Below are 25,584 nucleotides of genomic sequence, written 5' to 3' on the forward strand. Positions count from 1 at the left end.
AACGTCGAAAAAGCTATCTCGAGATACTCGAAGCGACCGTTCGTGATCCACTCGACGTTGGGAAATCAACGAATCTGCCGAACTAGGGGGCGAGAGCGAATCCACAGTCCCTGGCGGCTTTCTAAACGGCAGGAATGCGATTCTGTCGCCGCATGGACGCCAAGCTTGGCCCCGACGATCTGCATTGATAATAATGCAGATTTGCATTATCTTATTGCGATGAACAGGAAATGTTTAATATGACAACGTTGACAGTGACGACAAGGGGACAGGTGACGTTCCGCAAGGACGTGCTGCAACATCTGGGCATCAAGCCGGGCGAGAAGATCGAGCTTGATCTGCTGCCCGACGGTCGGGCGGAATTGAAGGCGGCACGGGCGAAAGGGTCATTCCGGGACCTCCACGGCTTCCTCAGAGGCAAGACGAACGGCCAGGTGCTCAGCATCGAGGAGATCAACGAGGCGATAGCGGAAGCGGGCGCCGCGGCCGGGTCCGGCAAGGAATGAGGGTTACGGCCGACACGAATGTGCTGCTGCGCGCCTATGTCGCCGATGATGAGGGGCAGGCGGCCGTTGCCGTCGACCTGCTGGCCAAAGCGGACATCGTGGCCGTGAGCTTGCAGGCCTTGTGCGAGTTCGCCTGGGTTCTGGCCAGGCAATACCAGACAGAGCGCGAAAATATTGCCGCGGCGATCCGGGCGTTGCTGAACACCGCGAATGTTGTCGTCAACCGGCCGGCAGTTGAGGCAGGGCTGTCAGTCCTCGATGCCGGCGGCGATTTCGCGGACGGCGTGATCGCTTTTGACGGCGGCTGGCTTGGCGGGGAGACTTTCGTCTCGTTTGACCGGAAGGCCGCCAAACTGCTTTCGGCGCAGGGACAATCCGTACAGCTTCTTTCCTAAGTTTTCCGCGGTGGTCTTTCGCACTGCGCTGTCGCGTCTGTTAGAGGCTGCTGCGAGGAATCGAATTCTGTTTGTCCCGTGCCACAATCATCTAGGTGCGGCAGGCAGGAGAGGCAGGTGCCAAATCTGATTGCGCGTGCCGGGAGTGCAGCTTTCCATAGTGAACTGTGCGCCGTCATGCGCGGTCAAGCATAGGCCGGAAGCACGACTCCTAAGTTGGCCGCCAGTATGATCCCAGCGTTGATTGCTTCCCTGCTGGCAGGAATGGACGATCACGTTCGAACCGGGTAGCCGGACATTGGGCGTGTTTGTGTTCAGCAACACCATTCCGGCCAATCCCTCAACGGGATGACGAGAGCGGCGAACTGGGAGTCCAGCCGCTCAGATCTTCACCGACCCGGCGGCCAAGCCCGCGAGGAAATAACGCTGTGCAATCAGATACAGGATCAGAAGCGGGAGCGATCCCAGCACGCTCATCGCCATCATCTCGTTCCATTCGAACGCATGTTGGCCCATTAGCAACTCGATACCGATTGGAACGGTCCGCATGTCTGTCGACTTCGTCAAAGTGAGCGCAAAGAGGAACTCATTCCACGCCAACAGAAACGTATAGACCGCAGTCGCGACGATGCCAGGCACTGAAAGAGGGATAACCACACGCCACAGCGCTGTCCAACTTGACCCGCCATCGACCAACACCGCCTCATCGAGTTCCCTTGGCAGGGTATTGAGATAGCCGGTCATCAGCAGAATTGCGTAAGGCAGGGTGAACACCATGTAGGTTAGAATCAGCGCGAAATAGGTGTTGAAAATGCCGAAGGCGACGACCATGCCGAAATAGGGGATGAGAAGCGTGATCGGTGGGACCGTCTGCGTGCTGATGATGAAGACGTTAAGCGTATTCTTAAAACGGAATGAATAGCGGCTGAAGCCATAGGCCGTAAGAATGGCGACCAGCAGCGTCAGAAGCGTTACCACTCCCGCGACGAGATAGCTGTTGAGAAAGAAGCGCACCTTGACCGGATCATTGAAGATCGAAAGGTAGGCTACGTTGGTGAAATGGTCGGGCAGCAGCCTCGGCGGTAGGGCAAATATCTCGGTGTTCGATTTCAACGAAGTGAAAAACATCCACAGGATGGGAAAACCTGCAAAGACCAGACCGGCCGCGAGCCCCAGATATGTCAGTACGGTGGGCAATACGGTGTTTTTGAAAGAAGAGCGCTTTGCCATTGCCGGTCACCTGGCCTTCTGGTGTTTGATGTAGAAGTAAGTCGCGCCCATCGAGATGATCAGGATGAAGATCGCGCTCGCCGAGGCTTGTGAAAATTCGTAACTCGAAAACGCAAGCTTATAGGTATACGTGCTCAGCACCTCGGTCGCGTGGATCGGGCCACCGCCCGTCGTCATCCAGACCAGCGGGAAGACCTGCATCGTCCAGATGAAATCCAGCAAGGCGATGCTGATGATGATCGGCATCAGCTGCGGAATCGTGATGTACCGGAACTTTTGGAACTCATTGGCCCCATCGATGCCTGCGGCCTCGTAAAGGTCCTTGGGGATGCCCTGCAGACCGGCGAGCAAGCTGACCATGTAAAGCGGGTATCCCGCCCAGATGTTCGCAAACGTCAACGCATGGAGCGCGGTTTTCGTCGAAGAGAACCACTCGACCTTGAAGTTGACGATATGGAGCGCCATCAGGATGCTGTTGACCACGCCGTTGGGATCCAGAATCAGCCGCCAGATGATCGCGATGATCACCGCCGTAAAAAGCCAGGGCAAGATGTAGAGAACACGCAGAATGCTTCTAACCGCCGGATGGACCCGTTGCGTGTTGAGCAAGAGCGCGAAGGCCAAGCCGATCAGAAGATGGAAAATGACGCTCATCACCGTGAAATAGAGGGTCTGCCCGACCGACTGCCAGAAAACCGGATCTGCGAAGATCGTCACGTAGTTCCGCAACCCTACGAAAGCAGCGTCCTTTTTCATGATCGCGCCGTCCATCAGCGAATAGCGCAGGACCGTGATCATGGGAAACAGCATGAGCAGGCAAAACAAAAACGTGGCTGGTGCCACGTAAAACAGCGGGATCAGCCTCTTTCTTGTCTTGTAAGAGATCATGCCACGCTTGCGCACTTTCGTTGGCGTGACGATCAGACCTTCGTTGGCGAGGCTCATGAGGTGTAACCCGTTTGATCGTAGGAACGTATCGTCTGGTTACGATGCAGCGGCAGCGCGATAGAACCATATCGCGCTGCCGGAATTGTCTGGAGCTGCGCCTACTTGGCGAAGTCAACCAACCACTGCTTTTGCGTATTGGCAGCCGCGTCCTTTGCGGTTTGCTGGCCGTCGAACATCTTTTGCACTTCGACGTTCATGTCTCGCATCAGGTCCTCGGCGACGGGCAGGCCCACGAATTCGTTGGCCAGGTGGCCGCTTTGGTAGATCTTGAAGGCTTCCTCAAATAGCGGGTCCGATTTCGAGAAGTCAGGCTTCGCGTGCACATTGCCTGGAAAGGCGTTTGCGAGCGATACCAGGCGGCCGTTCACTTCCGGGCTCATCAGATATTCAACGAGCTTCCAGGCCTCAGCCTTGTGCTCGGTGCTGTTGCTGATGCCGATGCCCCACGAGGCATAGGGCAGTCCGCGCTTACCCGAATAGCCATCAACCGCAGGCAGGGCAGAGATGCCGAACTTGAGATCGGGGTTGCGCTGGCGGATAAGATTGATATGTGCCAGCGAGTCGATCATCATTCCAACGCGGCCGTTGACGAACTCTTCGACCTTGTCCTGTTCCTTCTTGGCAAAGATGCCTGGCGATATGACGCCGGCGTCCTGCAGGGACTTGATGTATTCGAGCGTACCGACCACGGCACTATTTTCCACATCGGGCTTACCGTCCTTGAGCATCGACGCCCCGGAAGCCCACACCCAAGACATCACGTCGTTCTGGATGCCGCCGGGATTTTGCAGCGATAGCGGCAGCACCCACCCGTATTCGTTCTTGTCCGTATTGGTCATCTTCTTCGCGGCAGCGGCGAATTCTGTGCGGGTAGTCGGCATCTTGTCGACACCGGCAGCCTTGGCCAGATCGAGATTGACGAAGACCGGGTATACGAACGAGGCTAGCGGGAACATGACGCTTTGGCCGTTGACCTTGATGATGTCAGCGATCTGGCTCGGGTCATATTTGGCGTCGGCCATTAGGCTGTCCATCGACGCGATTGCGCCCTGCTTTGCAAGCCCGTTGACCCATGCGCCGTCCAGGCCGACGACATCGCTGAGCGTACCCGACGCGGCGCCGACCACGATCTGATCATGGGTGGCGGAGTAGGGGCCGCTGACAAGCGTCACCTTGATGCCAGGGTTTTTAGCTTCGAACTCATCCATGATGCCACGCAGAGCGCCAGCGGGCATTTCGGGCTCCCACCATTGGATGAATTCGAGATTGGTCTCAGCGAAGGCGCAGGTGGCAGATAGTACCCAGACGGCCACAGCGGACGAAGCCGCTACAATATATTTACTGACGTTCATGTTTCCCTCCTCGGAGCGATGTTTTGGCTCGATCCTCCCGATCGCGATCAAACTAGGTTCCCTTCCGGGTCTTTGTGTCAATCAAGAACTGGGATCGTGAAGAATGGCTGGGATAATGCGAAGCCAGAAATAAATATAAGCAGTTGAATAATAACGCGATTTGTCTGAGTTCCGAGGAGGTGCTTTTTCCATTGTACACATTGCTCGCGTCGCATTTTTCCGCTAATTTCGTAAACAAACGAAAGCCTGTTAGCTCAAAAGAAAACAAATGAAAGGCGCATCGATCGGGCGGAAAAGCGGGCTTTCGGCGAGGTCACGCACTTGCGAAGACGTCGCAATTTAGACGGCGTTCAGGCGACTCTTGATCGCTTGGTCGCTTTGTTGGGTGACCAATGGGCACAAGACGATCTCGAGCTCCCGGTGAAAAAATCGGCGTGTCGCACGCTGAACGATGTCGAGCAGGGTTGCACCGTTTGCCAAGGAGGACGGCCCGAAATTTCCCTTGATGCAAAGCCAACGATCTTAGTCGCCCACGAATGCTTGGCTCCTGGCCGGCTACGATCTTGCAGCTTAGAAGTCACGGCCCAAAAATAACCCTCAACCAACCGATTTGATGGTCGAGCGAGGGGTTCGCACACCAGAGCGGAGCCAGCGTCTAACAAAATTTGCGCGTCCGATTCTTTCCGGATCAACCCTCGCGGATCACGCTAAATTGCGAGATGCGTCTGGGGATCGAAGAAGTGCAACTTGGCCGCGTTGATCGCAAGATTAATCAACTCGCCCGGCCGGACCGCGCTGACGGCTTCAAACCTCGCTACGGCGTTTGCCGCACCGCTTAGATCTTCAACGGCATCTGGGTCGCCGGAATCGATTCGAACCGCATCGACACTCAGGTGAACGACAAGCTCGGATCCCAATTCCTCCGTCGACTTTACGATGGCCGGCAGAGTGGCATGGCGCGATCCCGATTCCAGACTGCTGTCGTAGAGATCCTCGGGGCGTATGCCGAAGATGAGTGTCTTGCCTTCGAAGGCGGTCAGACCAGGCGAGCGCTCAAACGCACTCGTCGGCACCGGGATCGAAAAGGTCGGCAGGTCGATCCTGCCATTGTGCAAACGGCCTTCGAACAGGTTCATCGATGGCGACCCGATGAAACCCGCCACGAAGGCATTGATTGGCCGATTGTACAGTGTCTTTGGCGTGTCGACCTGCTGAAGCACACCGCCTTTCAAGACCGCAACCCGGTCGCCCATGGTCAAGGCTTCGGTCTGATCGTGTGTTACATAAATCGTGGTCACCCCCAACTGTCTTTGCAGGCTGACAATTTCCGCGCGCATTTGCACGCGCAGCTTGGCATCGAGGTTTGACAAGGGTTCATCCATGAGAAAGGCCGCCGGTTCGCGCACCATCGCGCGCCCCATGGCGACCCGCTGGCGTTGTCCGCCTGACAGCGCCGCCGGCTTACTGTCGAGCAGCGTTTCCAATTGCAGGGTCTTTGCAATTTCATGGACGCGCTTCGTGCGCTCGGCCTTGCTCTTCCCCGCAAGCTTCATCGAGAAGGCTATGTTGTCGAACACTGTCATATGCGGATACAGGGCATAATTCTGAAAGACCATCGCAATATCGCGGTCCTTCGGCGCCAGATCCTCAACATTCTCGCCGCCAATGGTCAGGGTTCCGCTGCTGATCTCTTCCAGCCCCGCGATCATGCGCAAGGCAGTCGATTTTCCGCATCCCGACGGGCCAACGAGAATGAGGAACTCGCCATCGTTTATCGTCAGGCTAAGATCCCTGATTGCTTGGAATTTCGTCCCGTAGGTCTTGCAAATCTTGTCCAACACAACAATGGCCACGTCACATCCTCCCTATTATCAGCGCTAGCTAAACGTCGAATAGCCTCCACCCAGCGCGACTGCAGATCGAACCGGCAGTGTCATCGGCGCAGCCAAGGCGCGCTCCCCGGACGTTCCACCAGAAGCGGCAATATCCGAGCGATGAATTCTCAGTCTGGCGACGTAATCGGTATGGGCACAGGCGCATTTTCTTTCGCCATCCACGCGAGACAGGCGTTGTGGTCTGGCAGAGCCATACGGCCACCGCGGCCCGTTACCGAGATCGCGGCCGCGGCGTTTGCATAAATAACGCAGGCGACAGGCTGCCTTCCCTGTGTAAGGGCAAAGGCATAGGCCCCATGGAAACAATCCCCCGCGCCGGTCGTGTCCACTGCCCTGACCTTGTAGGCCGGAACGTGCCACAAAACGGCATCGTCCCTTTGCCGGAGGTAGGCGCCTCGATCGCCATCGGTCAACACGACCGCGGAGCGGTCATCCGACCACAGCTTGCGCAGGATCGCCGTCGCCTCTTTTTCGCCTGTATAGGTCTGCGCAAATTCCAGAGGGAATACGAGGTGATTTGATAGGCGGATCAATCGGTCGGTTGCAGGTCCGATTGTCCACTCAATATCGGCGATCACCGCCAGACCCAGCGTGCGGGCACGAGCAACGACCATCTCCGCCTGCGTGGCGTAGCCGTCGATCAACAATACCTGGGCTTGCGCAAGGACGCTGTCGGCCAGCGCATCTGAGGTCCCGTGCGGCACATCATCATCATAGGCGATGAACCGGTCACCATTAGGCGCCACAGTGATCACCGACCGGATCGGCCTGGCATCGGAACGACGTGGCGCGAACGATATGTCGACACCGTGTCGTTCAAGTTCGCGGGCGCTGACATCTGAATGTGGCTGATCGCTCAGCCAGCCGATGAAACCGGCACGCCCGCCCAACTTGGCGACAGCAACGAGTGCCGTCGCCACATTGCCGCCGTGGTCCCTCGTGCGATTTGTCACCCTCCCTTTGCCGGCACCCAGCGGGCTGTCGACATAGATGATGTCGTCAATCGCCAAGGCTCCGAAGCCCAAGACCTGAAGATCGCCGGTCACGGCTCACGTGCCGCAGCCGCCAAAGCGTCTTGCGGCGCCATCCCGTCGTGAATGACGCCCTTGAACGCACGCGCTGCCATCGTGGTGTCACCATGCCCCCACAAATTGCGCCCCACGACCGCACCCTTCGCGCCGGCGCGCAGGGCTTCAGAGGTCTGGGTCAGAGCGCCCAGAAGATCCTCGGTCTTCGGGCCGCCGGCGATAACGATGGGAACCGGGCAAGTGGCGACCGTTTCCTTGAATGAGTCGAAGTCCCCAGTGTATCCGACCTTGATCACGTCGACGCCGGTCTCAAAGCCAATCCTAACTGCATAGGCGATCTCGTCGGGCGTGAAGACGATCTTGCAGCCGTTTGAATAGTCGCGCGGATAAACATGAGCAACGACCGGCATTTCGAAACGAGCAGCAGCGTTGACCGTATCGGTAAGCCAGCGAATGTAGTGGCCCTCGGTATCGCCCCGCACCGGAATGGCGACGGCCAGCGCATCGGCACCGTAGCGCACGGCATCTTCGGGTGTCGCGATCAACTGACTGATTCGATCGTCGGGCGTAAAGCATCCCGCCTGAATGACCAGCGCCGCCTTGCCGGCGTAAGCCGGCCACAGATGACGCGCCGCACCAGGCTGAATGCTGATGTAATCTGGCTCTCCGGCCATCACTCGCTTGAGCGCGCCGGGGAGATCCGCAAGGCCGCCCTCACGGACGTTGCCATAGCCTACGAAATGGTCGACCGCACCACCGAACAGGTTTCCAGATCGATGCGAGAACAGCCGCGACAAGCGAATTTTAGTTCCAAGGCCCATATCGGTGCAGTCCCTTCGCGATTTTTGATCTGACATTGAGGGACCCTAACTCGAAAGCAAAACAATACTCAATATTTCGATTTCTTTCGTTTTGATATAAGATTGCGATTGCGACCGCTAGCGTTCGCTACGATGACGCGCTATCCCAAGGATTCGCAAACGCTTGCCGGTTTGGGGTTCGATTTTCGAAAGGTTAGCGTGCAGCTATTCAAACAGCAATTCGGGGTCACACATGCTGGCGGAACAACGACGACATCAGATCATGCTCGAGCTTCAACGGACCGGCCAGGCGCGCACCAGCCAACTGGCGGAAAACTTCGGCGTGTCCGAGGTGACCATTAGGTCCGACCTGGAAATTCTGGACGCAAAAAAGCAGTTGATCAAAACGCATGGCGGCGCAATTGCCTTGCCCGCTGATTCGCCCGCCGCGGCCTTCGAAGAACGGATGTACCGCAACTTCGATGCCAAACGGCGTATCGCGCAGATGGCGGCGCGCCAGATCATAGACAACCAGTCCGTGCTGTTCGACAGCGGCTCGACGTTGCTGCAGGTCGCAATGCAGATGCCCCCGGTCAGCAATGTCGTAGTAGCGACAACCGCGATGAACATCGCGCAGCATCTGATGTATCGTCCCGGACTGGACGTGCATATGATAGGCGGTCGGGTCTATCCCGAGACGGTCAGCACGATCGTGTCGGATTTTGACAAGGCCGTGGGCGGTCTTGTGGCTCACCAGGCATTCGTCAGCGCGCATGCGATAGATCACTCATTCGACGTCGTCGATGTCTCAGAAGACATTGCACGTACGAAGCGTAACCTGGTTCGTATGGCCAGGCGTGTGATCCTTGTGGCAGATTCAAGCAAATGGGATATCGGCGCCTCGTCCAAGGCATTCTCGTTGTCACGTGTCGATCTGATCATCACCGACACTGGTATGCCGTATGGGATTCGTAGCCGATTGGACAAGCTGGGAGTCGAAGTGCGCTACGTGTGAGTGCCTTCCGTCTGCCATCAGCCTCTCGGTGCCGCGCTGCGTTTGACGCCGGAGTTCGAATTCGCTGCGGCCGAAGCGCTCCCGGCGAGTGCCGGCGTCATCTTCTCTCGTCGTTCTGCGCCATTGCCAGTGACGTTCCTGGCTTGCCCTCCCGCAGGATCAGGCTTGCCGCGCCGACCAGGCCGGCCTGGTCGCCGAGCTGCGCCTGTACGATCGGCACATCGCGATAGGCGGGCATCGCCCGCGCTTCGACGGTGCCCCTGACAAGCGGCGCCAGCAGATCGAAGCCGTTGGCGAGGCCGCCGCCCATCACGATCAGATCAGGCGAGTAGAGGTGCAACAGATTGGTGAAGCCGATGCCCAGCCACTTCGCCTCGGCCTCGACCAGTTCCAGGGCCCTGATATCGCCGGCGCGAGCGGCCTCGACGACGTGCCTGGCCGAGACATCGCCGTCGCCGGAAAGACGCCTGAGCAGTGAGCCGTCGCCGGGAGCCGTCAGCCGCGTGGCATGCCGCCCGAGCGCGGTTCCCGATGCCACCGCCTCGAAGCAGCCGATGGCGCCGCAGAAACAGCGGTCGCCTTCGCCGGTGATGGTCATATGGCCGATCTCGGCTGCCAGCCCGCGTCGGCCATGATAGATGTGGCCATCGGCAACAACGCCGCCGCCGATGCCGGTCGACACGGTGACGAAGACCACCGATCCGCTACCCCGGCCGGCGCCGAAACGCCATTCGCCCAGCGCGGCTGCATTGGCGTCGTTCTCCAGCCGCACCGGCAGGCCGAAATGCCTGCCCAGAATGTCGAGCAGCGGCACGTCGTGCCAGCCGGCCAGCGTCGGCGGCGCGATCACGATCCCGGCCTTGGGATCGAGCGGCCCCGGCGCGCAGACGCCGATGCCGGCAATCTCTGCCTGCGGCCGCTCGACCAAAAGCCTGCCAGCAAGTGAGATAATCTGGCCGATCACCGCTTCCGATCCCGCACCCGCCAACGTCGGCGCCGAAACGCGGGCGACAACCCGACCGTTGCGCTCGACCAGCGCGCCCCGCAGCTCCGTTCCGCCGAGATCGAATGCAAGCGCAACTTTGGTCATCAGGCGGTGACCTTCAACCCATGCAGCCAGGCCATGCGTTGCGCAAGGTCGGGTTCGCCGAACGCCAGCGATCCGAGCACCACCGTTTCGGCCCCGGCAGCACGCAGGCGCGGCACCGTCTCGTGTCGGATTCCGCCATCGGCAGCCAAGATGATTTGGTTCTCTCGACCTGCTTTTCGCATCAGCGCGCGCGCCTCGATCAGGCGCGGGCAGGCCCGATCGGACAGCGCCTGGCCCTTGACGCCGATCGACGTGCCGAGAAGCGTCACAAAGGCAACTTCGGGCAAGAAGGGCGTGACGGCGCAGACAGGCGTTTCCAGCCTGAGCACCGCGCCGGCCTCGGCGCCGAGCTCATGCGCCAGCCGCACGGCGCGCAACCCGGCCTCGCCGTTTTCAGCATGGACGCTGATGAGGTCGGCGCCGGCCTCGATGAACTGGCGCGTTTGCTCCTCGACGATTTCCGCTTCGACCATCAGATGCACATGGATCGGCTTTGTCGTCAGCTTGGCGATCCGTGCCACCAGATCCGGAAAGAACAGGAAGCCGGGGGTGAAGCGGGCGTCAGCGACGTCGATGTGATGCAGGTCGACATAAGCGTCTATGCGCTTCAGATCGCGCTCCATGTTGGCCAGGTCGGCCGACCACAGGGAAAACTCGCCGAGCAGCCGGTTGCGCGGCAAGGCGGCGATGGCAACACGGCCGGATAAGGATTTGCTCGTCATGAGGCAACAAGGCTCCGGATGTTGAAGTGGGCGTGAAGGAACGTGGTGATCTCGGCCTGCAGCTCCGCGAAATGCCTTTTGCCGTCGAGCGCCTTGGCGGCGATCTCCACAAAGGCCGCGCCGGGGATGGCATCCGCAAGTGTATGCGCGGCCGATAGTGGATGCACCGCATCCACAGTATTGCCGATGACCAGCACAGGAATGCCAAGGGTGGCGGCGTCGCTTGCCGAGACCTCAGCTCCATCGGCAGCGATGTCGGCCAGGACTTGCGCAAACAATGCTGCATCCGGGCGGTCGAAATAACCGAACAGCGAGGCGAGATTGTCTGGTGCCTCGCTCTGCAGGCGCGCGGCGACTTCAGACCGCGAGAAGATCGTCCTGGCCTTGTCGGGGCCATGATCGAGGATGAGGCCGGCGACCTCGGCGATCGGCTGCAGGTTCACTGGCGCGCGTTCGAACGTCCAGGCCGGCCGCACAAGCATCAGGCCGGCGACGCGGTCCGGACAACGGCAGGCAAGGCGTAACGCAATCGCGGCGCCCATGGAAATGCCGCCAGCGACGAAACGGTCGAGCCCGGCCTGGTCGGCGGCGGCCAGAACATCGTCCGCAAACATCGCCATTGAAAACGGTCGGCGGCTGCCTAGATCGGACTCACCGTGTCCGCGGCAGTCCAACGTGATGCGCCGGCAGCCGGCGTCGATGGGGAAAGCCTGCGCGACCTGTGCCTCGCCGCCGCCCAGCCCGTGCTGGAAGACGACGGCAAGCCCGTCGCCCTCATCGGAAATCCGCAGCGTGGCATCGTCGCGAAACAAGGTGGCCGGGCGCGCCATCAGGCCAGCCCCTTCAGGAACCGGGCGACGCCTGGTGCCTCTTCGGCTGAAAGGCCGTGCGTGACCAGCGGCCCGTCAAAGCCTGACACTTTGAGCCGGGCGACGAAATCGGCGAAGTCGACGACGCCGCGGCCGACGGTGGCAAAGCGGCCGTCGGCGAAACGGTCCTTAGCGTGGGCCATGGCGACGTGGCCTGCGGTGCCTTCGACTGCTGCAGCGACGACGGCGCGTGCTTGCCCTGTGCTCGCCTGTTCGAACAGGTTCGCCGGATCGAGCACAATGCGCAGCCGCTTCGAGCCCATCTCTGCGATAAGGCGCATCGCGTCCGCTGCCGATGTGACGATGTTGGCCTGTTCGGGTTCGATGCCGAGTTCGACACCGTGATGCTCGGCCAGAGCAAGCGCCTTTTCCATCTCGCTTGCCATATCGGCCCAGGCCGACGGATCGGCATTGCCAGGGTGATGCGCCCACTGGTCGTCCGCGTTGCGCGTTCCCGTGCACAGGGTGACGAGCGGAACCGAAAGCGCTGCCGCGGCCTCGATGACCGCGCCAAGACGGCGCAGGCCGTCGTGGCGCACCGTCATGTCCGGATGGGCCATGTTGTAGGTGCCCGACAGCGCCACCAAAGCGACGCCGGAGGCATTAGACGCAGCCGCAATAGTGCTGATGGCGTGATCCGGCACCGCATCCGGCATCGACGGCAGGCCGGCGCAGGCAAGGTTGAATTGGGTAACGGCAAATCCGGCGTCGCGCACCGCGGCCAGCACACCGGCCGGCTCGCTTCCCGGAAAGGTCTTGGCGAACACCCCGATCTCCATCAGACCGCTCCTGTTACGCCAGCAATCTCGACGCGTTGGCCGGTTTCGACCGAGCGGGCGATCGCCACCATGGCGCGGATCGAGGCGAGGCCGTCCTCGACGTCGGCGCCACGCAGCGGCGCGCCGTCAAGCACGGTGTCGGAGAGGCCTTCGAGCTGGCGTCGGAAGAAATGGCCGTCCGCGCCAAGCGGCTTGCGCGACGTTGCATCCTTCTCATGGAAGATATCGACCTCGCTTGCCCGGAAGTACCAGGGATTGAAAGTCTTCGCGATCACCGAGCCGTTTTCGCCGTAGAGCTGGAAGCCCTCGTGCCAGTCCATGCGCACAGCCACCGTCAGGTCGAGATGGCCAAGCGCTCCGTTGGCGAATTCCGTTTCGACGAACCAGCAATAGGCGCCGAAACGTTGGTTGAGACGGGCGCGCACCGCGAGGATCTCGCCGCACAGGAAGCGTGCGGTGTCAACGAGGTGCGAGCCATGCGCAAGCATGAAGTACCGCCTGAGATCGGCCTTCGGATTACCGGCCGGCTTGCGCGCCAGCCGGCTGCTGACCGGCAGCGGTTGGATGGCATCGGTGTTGATGTAGCGGTGGGTGGAATCGCAATACCAGGCTTTTAGCGCCAGTATCTCGCCCATCTCGTCGCGGACGAAATCGCGCGCCGCCTCAAGAGCCGGGTCGAAGCGCTTCATGTGGCCGACCTGCAGCACCTTGCCGGAGCGCTTGACCGCGTCGGCGAGTTTTTGGCCCTCTTCGACCGAGACGCCGATCGGCTTCTCGCACAGCACATGCTTGCCGGCCTCGAGCGCCTTGATCGCCATCGGCACGTGATAGGCGTCCGAGGTCGCGACGATCACCGCCTCCAGTTCCGGGTCGGCCAGCATGGCGTCGTAGTCGCCATACATCTTCTCAGGTTCATAGGTCGCGCCCATGCGCGCCAAAAGGTCGGGGGCGGCATCGCAGATAGCATAGAGGTCGGCGTTTCTTGCTTTGACGCAGGATTCGAGATGGGCGAATTGCGCGATCGGCCCGCAGCCGAGCACACCGACACGAAGGCGGCGGTCTTGTTTCCGGATCATGATCTGTTCCTCACGCGCCGTAGCCGCGCATCGTCTGGCGGTTGGTCTTGACCGCGGCGGCCGGATCTGCGGCAGCGGTGTCGGATTCTTCCTCCAACACCAGCCAGCCGTTGAAGTTGGGCGCGGCGCTGGCGATGGCGATCACTGCCTGAGTGTCGCAGACGCCCTTGCCAAGCATTGCCCAAGTGCCGCTGGCATCGACATCCTTCAGGTGAACGTAGCGGATGCGGTCGCGATGGGTTGTGAGGGTGTCGATCATGTCGTTGTGGCCGCGCAATATATGGCCGGTGTCGGGCACCCAACCGACCAGCGACGGATCGATCAGCCCGAAGATACGGTCGTAATCGGCGCGGTCGAACAGCAGCGTGTTGTGGTGCGAGCTCGGATGTACCGCGACATCGACGCCGGCCTTGCGCCCGAGCTCACCCGCCCTGTTGTAGATCTCGGCCGCGATGGCGAACCTGTCGTCGCGTCGGCCGTCCGAGACGACGGTGGCCGAGCCCATCGACACCATCGCGCCCGGAAAAGCGGCGGCGAAGTCGATCCAGCGCTTCGCGGCCTCGAGGTCGGCGCCGATCTGCTCCTTCAGTGTGAAGCCGTTCTTCGAACCGAAGGCAAAGGAGACGAGGGTGAGGCCGGTCGCCTTCAGTGCGGTGGCGAATTCCGCCGGCCTGCCGGCATAGCGGCCGATCATCGTGTCGGTGATCTCGATGCCGGCATAGCCGCCATCCGCGATCGCCTTCACGAGATCGTCGGGGCCGCCGGCAAAGCGGTCTCCCAACATTTCCCAAGTAAAAGTCTGGCAACCGACTTTCAGGTTTTTCACGACCGTCCTTTCCTTCCTTGATGCCGCCCTGCGTCAGACTCCCCCGAGGCGGTGTTGGCAAAGCTCGGCGCGCGACTGGCGCGAGTCCGGCGAACGCCCAGTCCTGCGCGCAAGCCGCGCTACTGCACCAGCTGCCCGGCGCTTCCAGTGAGAAATTGCCGGCGGTCGGCGATCATCACATGAGCACGGGCTTCGAGCCGGCGGCCGGCCGATTTTTCATGTCAGTCATTTCTCCTCCCAGGGCCGGCAGCGCGCCCGACGTTCGTCAGCATTTTCGCATGTTCTATAACAATTTTACGCGCGTCAATATTTAAAATGTTGTATAGCGGCTTGCGAATGTGATCCGTTGCCGCGCAGCGGTCCAGGCCGCTGACGTGTTGGGAGGTACGATCGAAATGCACGGGAAATCAAAGACAAAGCTCGGCATCGGCGTTGTCGGGTGCGGCAACATCTCGATGACCTATTTGCGCAATGCGGCTCTGTTCGGTGAGGTGGAACTGCGCGCCTGCGCCGACATTTCCGCCGACATGGTGGCCTTGCGCGCCAGCGAATATGGCATCCGTCCGCTCAGCGTCGACGCGCTTCTGGCCGACCCGGAGATCGACCTCGTCCTCAACCTGACCATCCCGTCGGCGCATTTCGACATCTCATTTTCAGCACTTTCGGCGGGCAAGCATGTCTTCACCGAAAAGCCGCTGGCGACCTCGGCCAACGACGGTCGCCGTCTTGTCACGGAGGCGGCGAAGCGCGGGCTGCTGCTCGGCTCGGCCCCCGACACGTTTCTTGGCGCCGCCGGCCGGCGGGCGCGCCGCCTCATGGACGGGGGCGCGATCGGCCGGCCGGTGACCGGCACCGCCTTCATGATGGGGCGCGGCATGGAGCATTGGCATCCCAATCCGCAATTCTATTATCAACCCGGTGGCGGCCCGGTCTTCGACATGGGGCCATATTACCTGACTATGCTGGTCAACCTGCTCGGGCCGGTCGGCCGCGTGATGGCCATGGCAACGCGTGGCCAGGAGGAGCGCCTGATCACCGCAGAGGGTCCCTACAGGAACACCACCTTCAAGGTCGGCACGCCAACCAACATCCTGTCGCTGCTGGAATTCCGCTCAGACGTTACCGTCGCCTTCGGCGCCTCCTGGGACGTCTTCAAGCACTCCAACCATCCGATCGAACTGCATGGCACGGAAGGCTCGCTCAAGCTGCCCGATCCGGACACATTCGGCGGCACCGTCTCGCTTTCGGAGCGCGGAGCCGACTGGGCTGACTTCACAAGCGAGAGCGAACTCTACGGCGCTCGCAACTGGCCCTTCGCCGCGCCCGATCGCGCCAATTACCGCATGCTCGGCGTCGCCGACCTTTCACGCGCGCTGTTGAGCGGAAGAAAGCCGCGTGCGTCCGGCGACCTTGCGCTGCATGTGCTGGAGATCATGGAAGCGACCCTCGCTTCGGGAGAAAGCCGCGAGTCGGTTGCAGTCAATGGAACCGTCGATCAGCCGCCACTCCTTGCGGAGGACGAGGCGGCAAGCCTGCTTGCCTGAGTTTGGGGGCCGTCCATGACAATATCGCCTTCGCCCTTGCTCGATCCGGAAGCCCGGCATGTGCTCGACCTCGGCCGGCAGGCGGCCGCCAAGCCGTTCGAGGCCGGCAGCCCTCAGGAAGCCCGCCACGCCTATGAGCAGGGCTTTCCGACACTGCAGGGCGAACGCGAGCCGGTCGCCTCGCTGACCGAGCGCACCATCGCCGGAACAAGCGGCCCATTGACGCTCAGGATCTATCGCGGGCTAGGAGCTTCCGCGCACGGCGCGCCGGCGTTGCTCTATCTGCATGGTGGCGGCTGGGTGATCGGTAATCTCGACTCCCATGACGAGATCTGCCGCTGGTTTGCCAACATGGCCGCCTGCGTCGTCGTCTGTCCCGACTACAGGCTGGCGCCGGAGCACAAGTTCCCGGCGGCCATCGAGGATTGCCGCGTGGCGCTTGCCTTCATGCAAAGTGCCGTCGACGATCTCGGCGTCGACGCGAAGCGCATCGCTGTCGCAGGCGACAGTGCGGGCGGCAACCTCGCCACGGTGCTCTCCCTGCTCGCGCGCGAAAACAAGAATCCGCCGACGGCGCAGCTGCTGTTCTACCCGAATACGGACGCCTCGCAGACGGCCGACAGCTATTGCCGCTTTGCCGAGGGTTTTGGTCTCACTGCGGCAACCATGGCTTGGTTCCGCGACCACTATGTCACCCATGCCGGCGATATCGACGATTGGCGCGTGTCGCCGCTGAAGGCGGCCAGCCTTGCCGGTGTGGCGCCGGCCTTTGTTGCCATCGCCGGCCATGACATTCTCGCCGACGAAGGCGAGGCCTACGCGAAGCGTCTGGAAGATGAAGGAGTGCCGGTCGCCCTGCGCCGCTGGAATGGCCAGATCCACGGCTTCGTCTCGATGGGCCGCCATGGCCCGGCTGCACGGCAAGCGGTCAGCGCGGCGGTCGGCGCATGGCGCGGCTTCGATCTCGCCTTTGGAAATGCTCAGGCCGATTGACGCATGACCAGCGTCGCGTCGAGATTGATCTTGGGTGCAACCGCAGTCCCGTCCTCATCAAGCAGGGCCAGCAGCGTCTCCACACTGCGTCCCGCCATAGCGGCGAAGTCCTGCGCCATGGTGGTCAAGGCAGGACAGGTGTAGCGGCTGAGCGGGTGGTCGTCATGGGCCGCGACGCGCAGGTCGCAATCGCTTTTGCGGCCGACCTTGCGACCTTGCGAATAGGCGGCCGCCATGATGCCGAAGGCCAGGCGGTCATTGGCGCACAAAATGGTCTTACCCGGCAAGCCACCAGTGCTGAGCATTGCCTCCATCTGCTGGTAGCCGATCCGTTCGAAATCCCAGGTGTATTCATGGGTGTCGCCAATGATCACCGGCTCTTGCCCGAGCCGTTGCATGGCGCTTACATAGTTGTGCAGGCGTTCGCGCGTATTGTGATTGACGTGCGGGATGTCGAAATAGACCGGCGCGTCGCCGGAGCGGCAGAGGTAATCGACGATCGTCGAAACGCTCTGGCTGTTGTTGTTGCCGACGAATGGCGTGCCGCTCTCGAGATAGGTGTCGAAATAGACGATTGGTATGGCCTGCGTCAGCTTCTCCAGCGCACGGTGGTCCGAGCGCAGGCCGAGCGGCGCGATCAGCCCACCGGAAACTTTTAGTGACAGGATGGTTCGCGTCGCTTCCACTTCGAGTTCGCGCGAGCCGTGCGAGGAGATCACGATCGGCCAGTAGCCTTCGTGGCGCAGCCTGAGTTCGATGCGGCTGACCATCTCGGAATAGAAAGGATCGGCGAGTGTCGGCACCACGATGCCTATGCTGCGGGTCCGCTTGCGGTTCAGGTTGCGGGCAAACAGATTGGGCTGATAGTCGGACGAGCGGAGTGCCTCCTCGATCCGCTTTCGCGTCGCCGGCTTGACGCTGGTTGGATCCTCGAAATATTTCGACAAGGTCGGCCTGGAGACGCCGCAGGAGCGCGCGAAATCCTCCATGGTCTTGTGCGTCATCGGCATTGAAATCCTCTCGTCACGGACATCTGTTCCCGGGTGGTTCCTCGGCGCTGCCCGCCAGGCGTGCAAACTGCAAGGCGAAAATTTACAGATAATGTCCAAGAGTTTCCATGCGTAAATTTATAAATTGACGCAAAAGGTGAAAGCGGTATTCATCTTTGGGTGAGCAATGGGAAAATTCGAGTCTCGCGGCGAGGCGGGAGCGCAGCGCCGGAACGAATTCCGCGAGATGGAGAAACTGGTCAGTCCGGCGAGATCCTTGTCGAGATCAGCCGACACCCCTGCGCGGTGACCCTGTGGTGCCGGCACGCTACGATGAACAGCTAAACCAGCTTCAAACAGGCTTGCCAAAGGAATTGGGGCTGGCAACTCCGAATCCGCAGAGGCGATGCGGGACTTCCAAACAGTTACTGTGTCTCGAGATCCGTGAAGATCGGCGGCATCGAAGTCGAAACGGGCGTCCAGCGACACTACTGGACGATATGCCTTCCCCACAAGCATCGAACGATCGCCTCCGACTTCGTTGCTGTGGTTGAGCGAAGCTACCATCCTGATCAAGCCATTCCTAACGGCGAATTCGGGTCATTAGGTCGAAATCCCTTCCTTGCTAGGAGCCGGCTAGGCGCGAGGAAGTCGCTCAATAGTTGAAGATCGGCCCGAGTAGACTAAGTTGCATGGACTAAGTCGCGGGGCCCGCAATGCACACCGTCAATATTCACGAGGCCAAGACGCATCTGTCTCGTCTTGTCGACAGGGCGGTCAAAGCTGAATCCTTCATAATTGCGAGATCCGGCAAGCCGATGGTGAAGGTCGTTGCCATAGACGCACCTGCGGCCGGCGAAATGCGTCGCGTTGGGTTTATGGCCGGGCAGTTTTTTCAGTTCCAGACGAGGTTGATCGCATGGCCGATGAGGAAATCGGGAAGCTGTTTGGCGGCGACGCATGAAACTTCTGCTCGATGCCCATCTTTTGCTCTGGGCGGCGGGCGAGCCCGAAGAGCTCCCGCCCCTCGCGCGGGTGACTGCGGCCCTTCGGTGCGGTGGGGGGTTGAAGTCAGCTATCGCCTCAGACCACCCATGAACGCCTTTACTCGAGCAGAGTCGACTTGGTTCCACCAGACGCCGTCGTGCTTCAGCGCGCTGGCGATGATGACCCCGTCGACAATGGCGAGGATATCGTTGGCGTTGTCCGGCGTCACGCCGCTGCCGACCAACGTCGGCAGGCCGGCGGCCTGCTTGATCATGCTTATGTAGCCCAAATCCGCGGCGTGGCCGGTGCGCTGGCCGGTGGCGATGATGGCGTCGGCGTCGAAGAAGACTAGGTCTTTGACCAGTTCCTCCACTGGGCGGTCGGCGACGATGGCGTGTGCGCCATGCTTGACATGGGCATCGGCGAAAATGCGGATGCCGTTGGCGCGCAGCCTGGCGCGGTAGCGTGCCGCACGGCCCGATTCGCCTTCGACAAAGCCCTCATTGGCGACATAGGCATTCGCCCACTGATTGACGCGGACGAAGCCGGCGCCGGCGGCGCTAGCGATCGCCAAGGCCGGGATGGCGGCATTGGCCAGCACATTGATGCCGATCGGCTTGCCGAGCTCGCGGCGGATGCGGTCTGAGACGACAGCCATATAGGCCGCCGTCTCCGGTCCGATATCGTCAGGCTTGGCGAAGGGGATGTCGCCATGGTTCTCGACGATGACGCCGTCGCAGCCGCCATCGAGATAGGCCCGGGCATCGTCGAGCCCGCGCTGGTAAATCGCCTCGATCGCCTCGCCATCATAGCGCGGCGCGCCGGGCAGCGGCGCCAGGTGAACGACGCCGATCACCACCTTGGTGCGGCCGAAAAGGTCCACGAGCGCGTCGCCGCCGGATTGGCCGATCTGGGTCATGAGAGCTCCATTTGATCGATGAGCGCCGCCATCTCGGAGGCGGAAGGACAGGATGCCAGCGTGCCCGGCCGTGTCACGGCGATTGCGGCGGCGGCGAGCGCCAGCTCCAGTGCCGAGGTGACCGGCATGCCCCGGGCAAGCCCGCCGGCGAGGCAGCCGCAGAACACATCGCCGGCGCCGCTGGTGTCGAGTGCTTCGACGCGCGGCGCCGGCAAGCGAAGCGGTTCCGTCTGGTCCGGACCAAGCACGAGACAGCCTTCGCCGCCGAGCGTGATCACGACAATACCTGCGCCTCTGGCCGCCAGCGCCCGGGCGGCGGCTGCCATATCGCTCTGGCCGGTCAGGGCTTGCGCTTCGGATTGGTTGACCACCAAAACCTCCGCCAGTCCGAGATCGGGCACAGATGCCGCATCGATGGGGCTGGCGTTGAGGACGGTGCGCGCGCCGTTTTCCATTGCTGCTCGGAGGCAGGCATTGGTCGCGGCGAGGGGCAAATTTCCCTGGCAGACGAGGATGTCGCCGGGAGCGATCCAGCGGACAAGTGCTGTCTGCGCCACCGGGTCGAAGGCTTCGACGCAGGCGACGCCGCTGACGATGAAATTCTCTCCGCCTCGATCGACGACGATGGTCGAGCGGTCACTCGGCAGCTCGAATTGGCTGACCTCAAGGTCGGACAGCTCGTTGTCGAGGCGGCTCCTGATCCATGCGCCAGCTGGGTCCTTGCCGAGCGCCGTCCAGAACGTCACCTCTGCACCAGTCCGTGCTGCTGCGACTGCCTGGTTGGCGCCCTTGCCGCCGAGCCCGTCGGCATAGCTCACGGCATTCAAAGTCTCGCCCGCGGCCGGGAAGCGGCCGACGCGAAACATGGTGTCGACGCAGGCATTGCCGACGACGTGGACGCGCATGGCTCAGCTCTCACCGGTCGCCCAGCCCAGCATCTGTTCGAACAGGGTCTTGTAGCCTGGCCAGGCGATGAACTGCGGCGGCAGCCAATGCGGCCCGACATCGGATGTCCAGGCCACGGTGCGGCCCTTGCCATAGTGGCCGGTGACGAGCAGCGGCAGCGAGCCATAGTCCGACGACACGGCAGCCAGAACTTCCGCACCGTCCTTCAGCCTCACCTCGTTGAAGCCGAGCAGCATCGGCCAGTCCGAACCAAGGCCCCTGAGGATGGGATGTGTCGACCCTGGTTTCGGTACGGGCGCAAAACCTTCCGGAACCTCGACGCGGTCGTCATAGGCCAGGCAGTTCACAGGCAGCACGTCCTCGACCGGCGTCTTGCGGTAGCGCGCCCCGCCGTTGATGCCCTGGAAACTATAGTAGCCGCCGAACATCAACAGACCGCCGCCGCCGCTGACATAATCGCGCAGCAGGCGCAGGCGGTTCGGTGTCGGCTTCGAGTGGACCCAGGTGTCGGGATGCAGCAGCAGCGTGTTGGCGCCGATGTCGGATAGCACGACCGCGTCATAGGCCGACAGCGCCTCCATCGTCTGCGGAAAGCCGCGCTGCGCCTCATGCGCCGGCATGAAGGTGACGTCGAAATCGGTCGCCTTCAGCGCGCCCAGCAATTCGTCGGCGCCGGTGTGGTAGGTGACGGTCGGAAACTGGTCAAAACCCTTGATATGGGTCGCGGTCGACACCCAGGATTCGCCGGCAAGCAGGATCTTCTTCTTGGACATTTGAACTCCCGTGTAATTCCAGGCCGCTTAGAGCCGCGCGAATACGCTTTTCGGATTGGCGATCAGCATGCGGTCGATGGCCGCCTGCTCGACGCCGTGGCGTTTCAGGCGCGGTATGAAATGCTTCAGGATATAGCCATAGCCGAAGCCGCCGAAGCGCGTCAGCATGATCTTGAGGAAGACATCCTGCGACAACAGCAGGCGGTCGCCGAAACCGGCCTCGACAAGGGCGGCGATGGCGCGTGCGTTCTCCTCGTCGGAGGGCGATTGCGCGTCCTGGTCGGCATAGTAATAGTCCATGCCGATCATGTCGTATTCGAGGAACGCGCCGCGCCGGGCGAGGCTTGTCTGGTAGTCGGGGTCGTCGTGGCTCGGGTTCATGTGACAGAGCACGGTATGGCGGAGATCGGCGCCCTCGGCCTCGACGATATCGAGCACCTCGTGCGCCAGCCGCTCCCAGCCCGGCAGATGGATCGACAGCGGCACGCCGGTGATGCGCGAGGCGCGCGCCGAAGCTGTCAGCGACTTGCGCTCCTCGGCGGTGAAATCCTTGCTGACGCCGACCTCGCCGATCAGCCCGGCCATGATCGGCGGCTGCGTCTCGCCGCCGCCGACATCGTTGACGATGAATTCGGTCACCGCGTCCACATCCATGGCCTTCAGCCATTCGGGATGGGTGTGCTCGAGATAGAAGCCGGTGCCCATGACGATCTTCAGGCCGGACATGCGGCTGATACGGGCGAGCTTTTCGGGATCGCGGCCGATGCCGATATTGGTGGCATCGACGACGGTGTGGCCGCCCAGTGCGCGATAGCGCTGTAGCTCTGACAGCGCCAGGTCGGCGTCGTCGAGCGAAACGTTGTCGCGGTTGACGTATGGGTTCATTCGCAACTCGCCGATGATCTCGATGTTCACCGGCTGCTCGGCGACCGCCATGTCATCGGGATGGCAGGGGCATTTCCAGCTGCGCGCGCCATCGAGCAAGATGTGCTCGTGCATCAGCGTGATGCCCATCTCCTCGACCGGAACCGGGCCGAGCACGGTCATCACATGGCCGGTTTCGACCCCGATCGCCAGCCGCTGGCCGGGCACCGCGTCATCGAACAGACCGCCCATCGGCTCAACGGCTCCGCACGGCGCCGCGGAACAGGCGGAAGTTCAGCCAGATGGCGACCAGGATGATCGTTCCGGTGACAATCGGCGTCAGGAAAGGCGACAGATGCGCCAGGATCAGGCCGTTGCCGATGACGGCCACGGTCAGCGCGCCGAGCACCGTGCCAATGATCGTTCCGCGGCCGCCGAACAGGCTGGTGCCGCCGAGCACGACGGCGGCGATGACTTCCAGCTCGAAACCCTGTCCGGCATTCGAAGATCCCGATCCAAGCCGGGCAGCAATGATGATCCCGGCAAGGGCTGCCGCGGTGGCGGAAATCACATAGACGAAGAGCGTCGTCTGCCGCGTGTTGACGCCGGCGCGCCGCACCGCCTCAGCGTTGGCACCGATGCCGGTGACATAGCGGCCGAACGGCGTCTCGTTGAAGGCGAGATAGGCGATGGCCAGGATCGCCAGCGCGATCAGCGCCGGCACCGGCACGCCAAGGAACCAGGCACGGCCCAGCACGGTGAAAGCGCTTCCGGGCTCGATCGGGATCGAATAGCCGCCGGTGATCAGCAGCGCCACGCCACGGATCACCGAAAGCCCGGCAAGCGTGACGATGAAGGACGGGATGCCCTCATAGGCGACGAAATAGCCTTGCACCGCGCCAAGCAGGGCACCGAGCGCCAACATGGCGAGGATAACGACTGACCATGGCAGGCCGAACTGCAAGAGCGTCGCCGACAGCGTTGCCACCAGCGCCAGTACCGAGCCGACCGAAAGATCGATGCCGCCAGTGGTGATGACGAAAGTCATTGCCGCGGCGACGATCAGCAGCGGCGCCGACTGCCGCAGGATGTTCAACAGATTAGGCGACGTCAGAAAGGCGTCGGTCGCCACCGAGAAGATGATGCAGACGACCAGAAAGAACAGCGCGATCGAGACGACACTGCCATTGGCGAGCAGCGCATCGCGCCAGGTGCCCTTGCGCACTCGTGAGGGCTGGGCAGCGTGGATCGCATCGCTCATGCCGGCGCTCCACCGCGATAGCCGTTGGTGGCGGAACGCGCACTGAATTTGCGGCCGACGATCAGATTGACCACGTCCTCGATATTGGTCTCGCCGATCAGCCGCTCGGCGACATTGCGCCCTTCATACATGACCTGGATGCGGTCGCAGACGAGGAACAGGTCCTGCAGCCGGTGGGTGATCAAAATGACGCTGACACCGCGCGCGCTGACCGCGCGGATCAGTTCGAGCACCGCCTCGACCTCGGCCACCGCAAGCGCTGCCGTCGGCTCGTCCATGATCAGCACGGCCGGCTCGAACGAGGCGGCGCGGCCGATGGCGATCGACTGGCGCTGCCCGCCGGAGAGGTTTTCGACCTTGAGCCGCGTGTCGGCAATGACGATACCGAGCCGATCGAGCATCTGGCGCGTCTCGTCGTGCATGCGCTTCTTGTCGAGAAAGGAAATGCCGGCGATGCGGCGGCGCGGCTCGCGGCCGAGAAACAGATTGCCGGCGACATCGACCGTGTCGCAGAGCGACAGGTCCTGGTAGACCATCTCGACGCGCGCCGCACGTGCGTCCGCCGGCGAGCTGAAGATCACCGGCCTGCCGTCGATCTCGATGGTGCCGGCGTCGGGAACCACAGCCCCCGACAGCACCTTGCTCAATGTCGACTTGCCGGCGCCATTGTCGCCGACCAGCCCCAGCACCTCGCCCGGCTTCAGCGTCAGCGACACATCATCGAGCGTCTGGATGGCGTTGTAACGCTTTGAGATGCCGCTCATCCGCACCCGATAGGTCTGGCCACTGCTCATCTGGGATTCCACGCGATTGCCAGGTATCCGCGGCGCAGCTTCAGGCGGCGCCGCGGCTCGGTCGCCGACGCAGTTTACTTGAACATCGCGCGGTATTGGTCGACATTCTTCTTGGTCACGATCGTCACCGGGATATTGATGATCGGGTCGATTTTCTCGCCCTTCTTGAGCTTGCCCAACGCTTCGACCGCGGCCTTGCCTTCGCCTGCCGGATCCTGCTGCACGACCGCCACCACCCAGCCGTCGTCGATGCCCTGAACGGCCTGCTTGGTCAGATCCCAGCCGAACACCTTGACGTCGCCGGTGCGGCCCTGGCTGGTCACAGCCGAAACGGCGCCGAGCAAGGCGGGTTCGCCGGTTGCATAGAGCGAGTTCATGTCCGGATTGGCGGTCATCAGGTTTTCCGAAGCGCTCAACGCCGTCTCCTGAACGTTTTGGCCGTCGACCGTGTCCAGGAAGGTGACGGCCTGGCCGCTTTCGGTCACCGCCTTCTTGAACCCGTCGAGCCGCTGGTTCTGGATGAATGAATTGAGTGCGCCGACGATGCCGATCTTGGCCTTGCCGCCCATCTCGGTCTTCACATAGTCGGCGTAGAATTTGCCGATGTCGTCGCCCGCCTTGGTGTTGTCCACACCTATGAACGAAACGTTGTCGCCGTCGGGGATCTGCGCGTCGATGGCGATGACGGGAATGCCGGCCGCCTTGGCCGCAGTAATCGCGGGCTTGACGCCGTTGACGTCGATGGCGACCAGAATGATGCCGTCGACTTTCTGCGTGATGTAGTTCTCGATCGCGTCGTTCTGCGCGCTCGGCACATTGTTGGCGTTGAAAATGACCAGCTTGGCGCCGGCGGCGTCGGCTGCCTTCTGCGCGCCCTCGTTGATCTGGTTGAAGAACAGGGCCTGCTGGTTGATGTTGACGAGTGCGAACGTATCGGCAAGCGCCGATCCCATGGCTGCCGAGCCCATGGCAATGGCGGCGGCACAGCCGGCGAGAAGTTTGAACAGACGCATTTTCGGTTCC

General features: G+C 61.8%; 27 protein-coding genes and 1 pseudogene. 6 read left to right on the forward strand and 22 right to left on the reverse strand.

Going from position 1 to position 25,584, the window contains the following annotated elements; all coding sequences use genetic code 11:
* Positions 1 to 239 precede the first annotated feature (239 nt).
* Positions 240 to 506, forward strand: a complete 267-nt coding sequence (locus tag NKJ93_RS21450; RefSeq protein ID WP_031194881.1) for an AbrB/MazE/SpoVT family DNA-binding domain-containing protein — start codon at positions 240 to 242, stop codon at positions 504 to 506.
* A complete protein-coding gene (locus NKJ93_RS21455; RefSeq protein ID WP_352516340.1) occupies positions 503 to 901 on the forward strand; it encodes a type II toxin-antitoxin system VapC family toxin in 399 nt (132 codons plus the stop codon). The genes NKJ93_RS21450 and NKJ93_RS21455 overlap by 4 nt, the downstream gene beginning before the upstream one ends.
* An 87-nt stretch (positions 902 to 988) precedes the next feature.
* Here NKJ93_RS21455 and NKJ93_RS21460 read toward each other — a convergent pair whose 3' ends face one another.
* The 7 genes from NKJ93_RS21460 to NKJ93_RS21490 all read right to left on the reverse strand — a co-directional run bounded on the left by NKJ93_RS21460 (position 989) and on the right by NKJ93_RS21490 (position 8,175).
* Positions 989 to 1,228, reverse strand: coding sequence for a ricin-type beta-trefoil lectin domain protein (locus tag NKJ93_RS21460; protein ID WP_352590998.1), 240 nt, complete (start codon positions 1,226 to 1,228; stop codon positions 989 to 991).
* 54 nt (positions 1,229 to 1,282) lie between these two features.
* Positions 1,283 to 2,131 carry a carbohydrate ABC transporter permease gene (locus NKJ93_RS21465; RefSeq protein WP_352591001.1) on the reverse strand — a complete coding sequence of 283 codons (849 nt, stop codon included), beginning with the start codon at positions 2,129 to 2,131 and terminating at the stop codon, positions 1,283 to 1,285.
* Positions 2,132 to 2,137: 6 nt separating this feature from the next.
* Positions 2,138 to 3,019 carry a carbohydrate ABC transporter permease gene (locus tag NKJ93_RS21470; RefSeq protein ID WP_352591063.1) on the reverse strand — a complete coding sequence of 294 codons (882 nt, stop codon included), beginning with the start codon at positions 3,017 to 3,019 and terminating at the stop codon, positions 2,138 to 2,140.
* A 158-nt stretch (positions 3,020 to 3,177) separates the two neighbouring features.
* A complete protein-coding gene (locus tag NKJ93_RS21475; RefSeq protein ID WP_031194880.1) occupies positions 3,178 to 4,431 on the reverse strand; it encodes an ABC transporter substrate-binding protein in 1,254 nt (417 codons plus the stop codon).
* Positions 4,432 to 5,138: 707 nt separating this feature from the next.
* Entirely contained in the window at positions 5,139 to 6,284 is a 1,146-nt protein-coding gene (locus tag NKJ93_RS21480) for an ABC transporter ATP-binding protein (RefSeq protein WP_352591004.1), read from the reverse strand.
* Between the two features lie 149 nt (positions 6,285 to 6,433).
* Positions 6,434 to 7,372, reverse strand: a complete 939-nt coding sequence (locus NKJ93_RS21485) for a PfkB family carbohydrate kinase (RefSeq protein ID WP_352591007.1) — start codon at positions 7,370 to 7,372, stop codon at positions 6,434 to 6,436.
* Positions 7,369 to 8,175, reverse strand: a complete 807-nt coding sequence (locus NKJ93_RS21490; protein ID WP_352496431.1) for a beta/alpha barrel domain-containing protein — start codon at positions 8,173 to 8,175, stop codon at positions 7,369 to 7,371. The genes NKJ93_RS21485 and NKJ93_RS21490 overlap by 4 nt, the downstream gene beginning before the upstream one ends.
* A 232-nt stretch (positions 8,176 to 8,407) precedes the next feature.
* Between NKJ93_RS21490 and NKJ93_RS21495 the strand changes: the two genes are divergently transcribed.
* Positions 8,408 to 9,169: a DeoR/GlpR family DNA-binding transcription regulator gene (locus NKJ93_RS21495; protein ID WP_352496432.1), complete on the forward strand. Its 762-nt coding sequence runs from the start codon at positions 8,408 to 8,410 to the stop codon at positions 9,167 to 9,169.
* 97 nt (positions 9,170 to 9,266) lie between these two features.
* Here the strand turns inward: NKJ93_RS21495 and NKJ93_RS21500 are convergent, their stop codons facing one another.
* Genes NKJ93_RS21500 through NKJ93_RS21525 form a run of 6 tightly spaced genes read right to left on the reverse strand, consistent with a single transcriptional unit; the run spans position 9,267 to position 14,489 of the window.
* A complete protein-coding gene (locus NKJ93_RS21500; protein ID WP_352548581.1) occupies positions 9,267 to 10,259 on the reverse strand; it encodes an ROK family protein in 993 nt (330 codons plus the stop codon).
* Entirely contained in the window at positions 10,259 to 10,981 is a 723-nt protein-coding gene (locus NKJ93_RS21505) for a ribulose-phosphate 3-epimerase (RefSeq protein ID WP_352591009.1), read from the reverse strand. Before NKJ93_RS21505 ends, NKJ93_RS21500 begins: the two co-directional genes overlap by 1 nt.
* Positions 10,978 to 11,811, reverse strand: coding sequence for an alpha/beta fold hydrolase (locus tag NKJ93_RS21510; RefSeq protein WP_352591012.1), 834 nt, complete (start codon positions 11,809 to 11,811; stop codon positions 10,978 to 10,980). The genes NKJ93_RS21505 and NKJ93_RS21510 overlap by 4 nt, the downstream gene beginning before the upstream one ends.
* Positions 11,811 to 12,629 carry a sugar phosphate isomerase/epimerase family protein gene (locus tag NKJ93_RS21515; protein ID WP_352591014.1) on the reverse strand — a complete coding sequence of 273 codons (819 nt, stop codon included), beginning with the start codon at positions 12,627 to 12,629 and terminating at the stop codon, positions 11,811 to 11,813. The genes NKJ93_RS21510 and NKJ93_RS21515 overlap by 1 nt, the downstream gene beginning before the upstream one ends.
* Positions 12,629 to 13,705, reverse strand: coding sequence for a Gfo/Idh/MocA family protein (locus NKJ93_RS21520; protein ID WP_352483928.1), 1,077 nt, complete (start codon positions 13,703 to 13,705; stop codon positions 12,629 to 12,631). The genes NKJ93_RS21515 and NKJ93_RS21520 overlap by 1 nt, the downstream gene beginning before the upstream one ends.
* 10 nt (positions 13,706 to 13,715) lie before the next feature.
* Positions 13,716 to 14,489 carry a sugar phosphate isomerase/epimerase family protein gene (locus NKJ93_RS21525; RefSeq protein WP_352496446.1) on the reverse strand — a complete coding sequence of 258 codons (774 nt, stop codon included), beginning with the start codon at positions 14,487 to 14,489 and terminating at the stop codon, positions 13,716 to 13,718.
* Between the two features lie 437 nt (positions 14,490 to 14,926).
* Between NKJ93_RS21525 and NKJ93_RS21530 the strand changes: the two genes are divergently transcribed.
* Together NKJ93_RS21530 and NKJ93_RS21535 are read left to right on the forward strand one after the other, a co-directional pair.
* The gene (locus NKJ93_RS21530; protein WP_352496437.1) at positions 14,927 to 16,075 is read left to right on the forward strand and encodes a Gfo/Idh/MocA family protein; all 1,149 of its coding nucleotides are present in this window, start codon (positions 14,927 to 14,929) and stop codon (positions 16,073 to 16,075) included.
* A 15-nt stretch (positions 16,076 to 16,090) separates the two neighbouring features.
* Positions 16,091 to 17,068, forward strand: a complete 978-nt coding sequence (locus NKJ93_RS21535; RefSeq protein ID WP_352548573.1) for an alpha/beta hydrolase — start codon at positions 16,091 to 16,093, stop codon at positions 17,066 to 17,068.
* Here the strand turns inward: NKJ93_RS21535 and NKJ93_RS21540 are convergent.
* Together NKJ93_RS21540 and NKJ93_RS21545 are read right to left on the reverse strand one after the other, a co-directional pair.
* Positions 17,056 to 18,078, reverse strand: coding sequence for a LacI family DNA-binding transcriptional regulator (locus tag NKJ93_RS21540; RefSeq protein WP_352483924.1), 1,023 nt, complete (start codon positions 18,076 to 18,078; stop codon positions 17,056 to 17,058). The two genes, NKJ93_RS21535 and NKJ93_RS21540, sit on opposite strands and share 13 nt — an antisense overlap.
* Positions 18,079 to 18,195: 117 nt before the next feature.
* Positions 18,196 to 18,624 (reverse strand): hypothetical protein, encoded by a 429-nt coding sequence (locus NKJ93_RS21545; protein ID WP_352548571.1) that lies wholly within the window; start codon positions 18,622 to 18,624, stop codon positions 18,196 to 18,198.
* A 149-nt stretch (positions 18,625 to 18,773) separates the two neighbouring features.
* Here NKJ93_RS21545 and NKJ93_RS21550 point away from each other — a divergent pair.
* Positions 18,774 to 19,021: pseudogene (locus NKJ93_RS21550) on the forward strand (type II toxin-antitoxin system Phd/YefM family antitoxin).
* Between the two features lie 111 nt (positions 19,022 to 19,132).
* Here NKJ93_RS21550 and NKJ93_RS21555 read toward each other — a convergent pair.
* From NKJ93_RS21555 to NKJ93_RS21585, 7 genes are all read right to left on the reverse strand, one after another.
* Complete coding sequence (locus NKJ93_RS21555; RefSeq protein ID WP_352483923.1) at positions 19,133 to 19,963, reverse strand: BtpA/SgcQ family protein; 831 nt, start codon at positions 19,961 to 19,963, stop codon at positions 19,133 to 19,135.
* On the reverse strand, positions 19,960 to 20,868 hold the full coding sequence (locus tag NKJ93_RS21560) for a ribokinase (RefSeq protein WP_352548569.1): 909 nt from the start codon (positions 20,866 to 20,868) through the stop codon (positions 19,960 to 19,962). The genes NKJ93_RS21555 and NKJ93_RS21560 overlap by 4 nt, the downstream gene beginning before the upstream one ends.
* A gap of 3 nt (positions 20,869 to 20,871) precedes the next feature.
* On the reverse strand, positions 20,872 to 21,642 hold the full coding sequence (locus NKJ93_RS21565; protein WP_352548568.1) for a glutamine amidotransferase: 771 nt from the start codon (positions 21,640 to 21,642) through the stop codon (positions 20,872 to 20,874).
* A gap of 27 nt (positions 21,643 to 21,669) precedes the next feature.
* A complete protein-coding gene (locus tag NKJ93_RS21570; protein WP_352548567.1) occupies positions 21,670 to 22,758 on the reverse strand; it encodes a phosphotriesterase family protein in 1,089 nt (362 codons plus the stop codon).
* A 4-nt stretch (positions 22,759 to 22,762) separates the two neighbouring features.
* Positions 22,763 to 23,767 carry an ABC transporter permease gene (locus NKJ93_RS21575; RefSeq protein WP_352483919.1) on the reverse strand — a complete coding sequence of 335 codons (1,005 nt, stop codon included), beginning with the start codon at positions 23,765 to 23,767 and terminating at the stop codon, positions 22,763 to 22,765.
* Positions 23,764 to 24,561, reverse strand: a complete 798-nt coding sequence (locus tag NKJ93_RS21580) for an ATP-binding cassette domain-containing protein (RefSeq protein WP_352591017.1) — start codon at positions 24,559 to 24,561, stop codon at positions 23,764 to 23,766. The genes NKJ93_RS21575 and NKJ93_RS21580 overlap by 4 nt, the downstream gene beginning before the upstream one ends.
* Positions 24,562 to 24,635: 74 nt before the next feature.
* A complete protein-coding gene (locus NKJ93_RS21585) occupies positions 24,636 to 25,574 on the reverse strand; it encodes an ABC transporter substrate-binding protein (protein ID WP_352548563.1) in 939 nt (312 codons plus the stop codon).
* Positions 25,575 to 25,584: the final 10 nt, after the last annotated feature.

Source organism: Mesorhizobium sp. M0028 (assembly GCF_040323855.1).
Classification (GTDB): Bacteria; Pseudomonadota; Alphaproteobacteria; order Rhizobiales; family Rhizobiaceae; genus Mesorhizobium.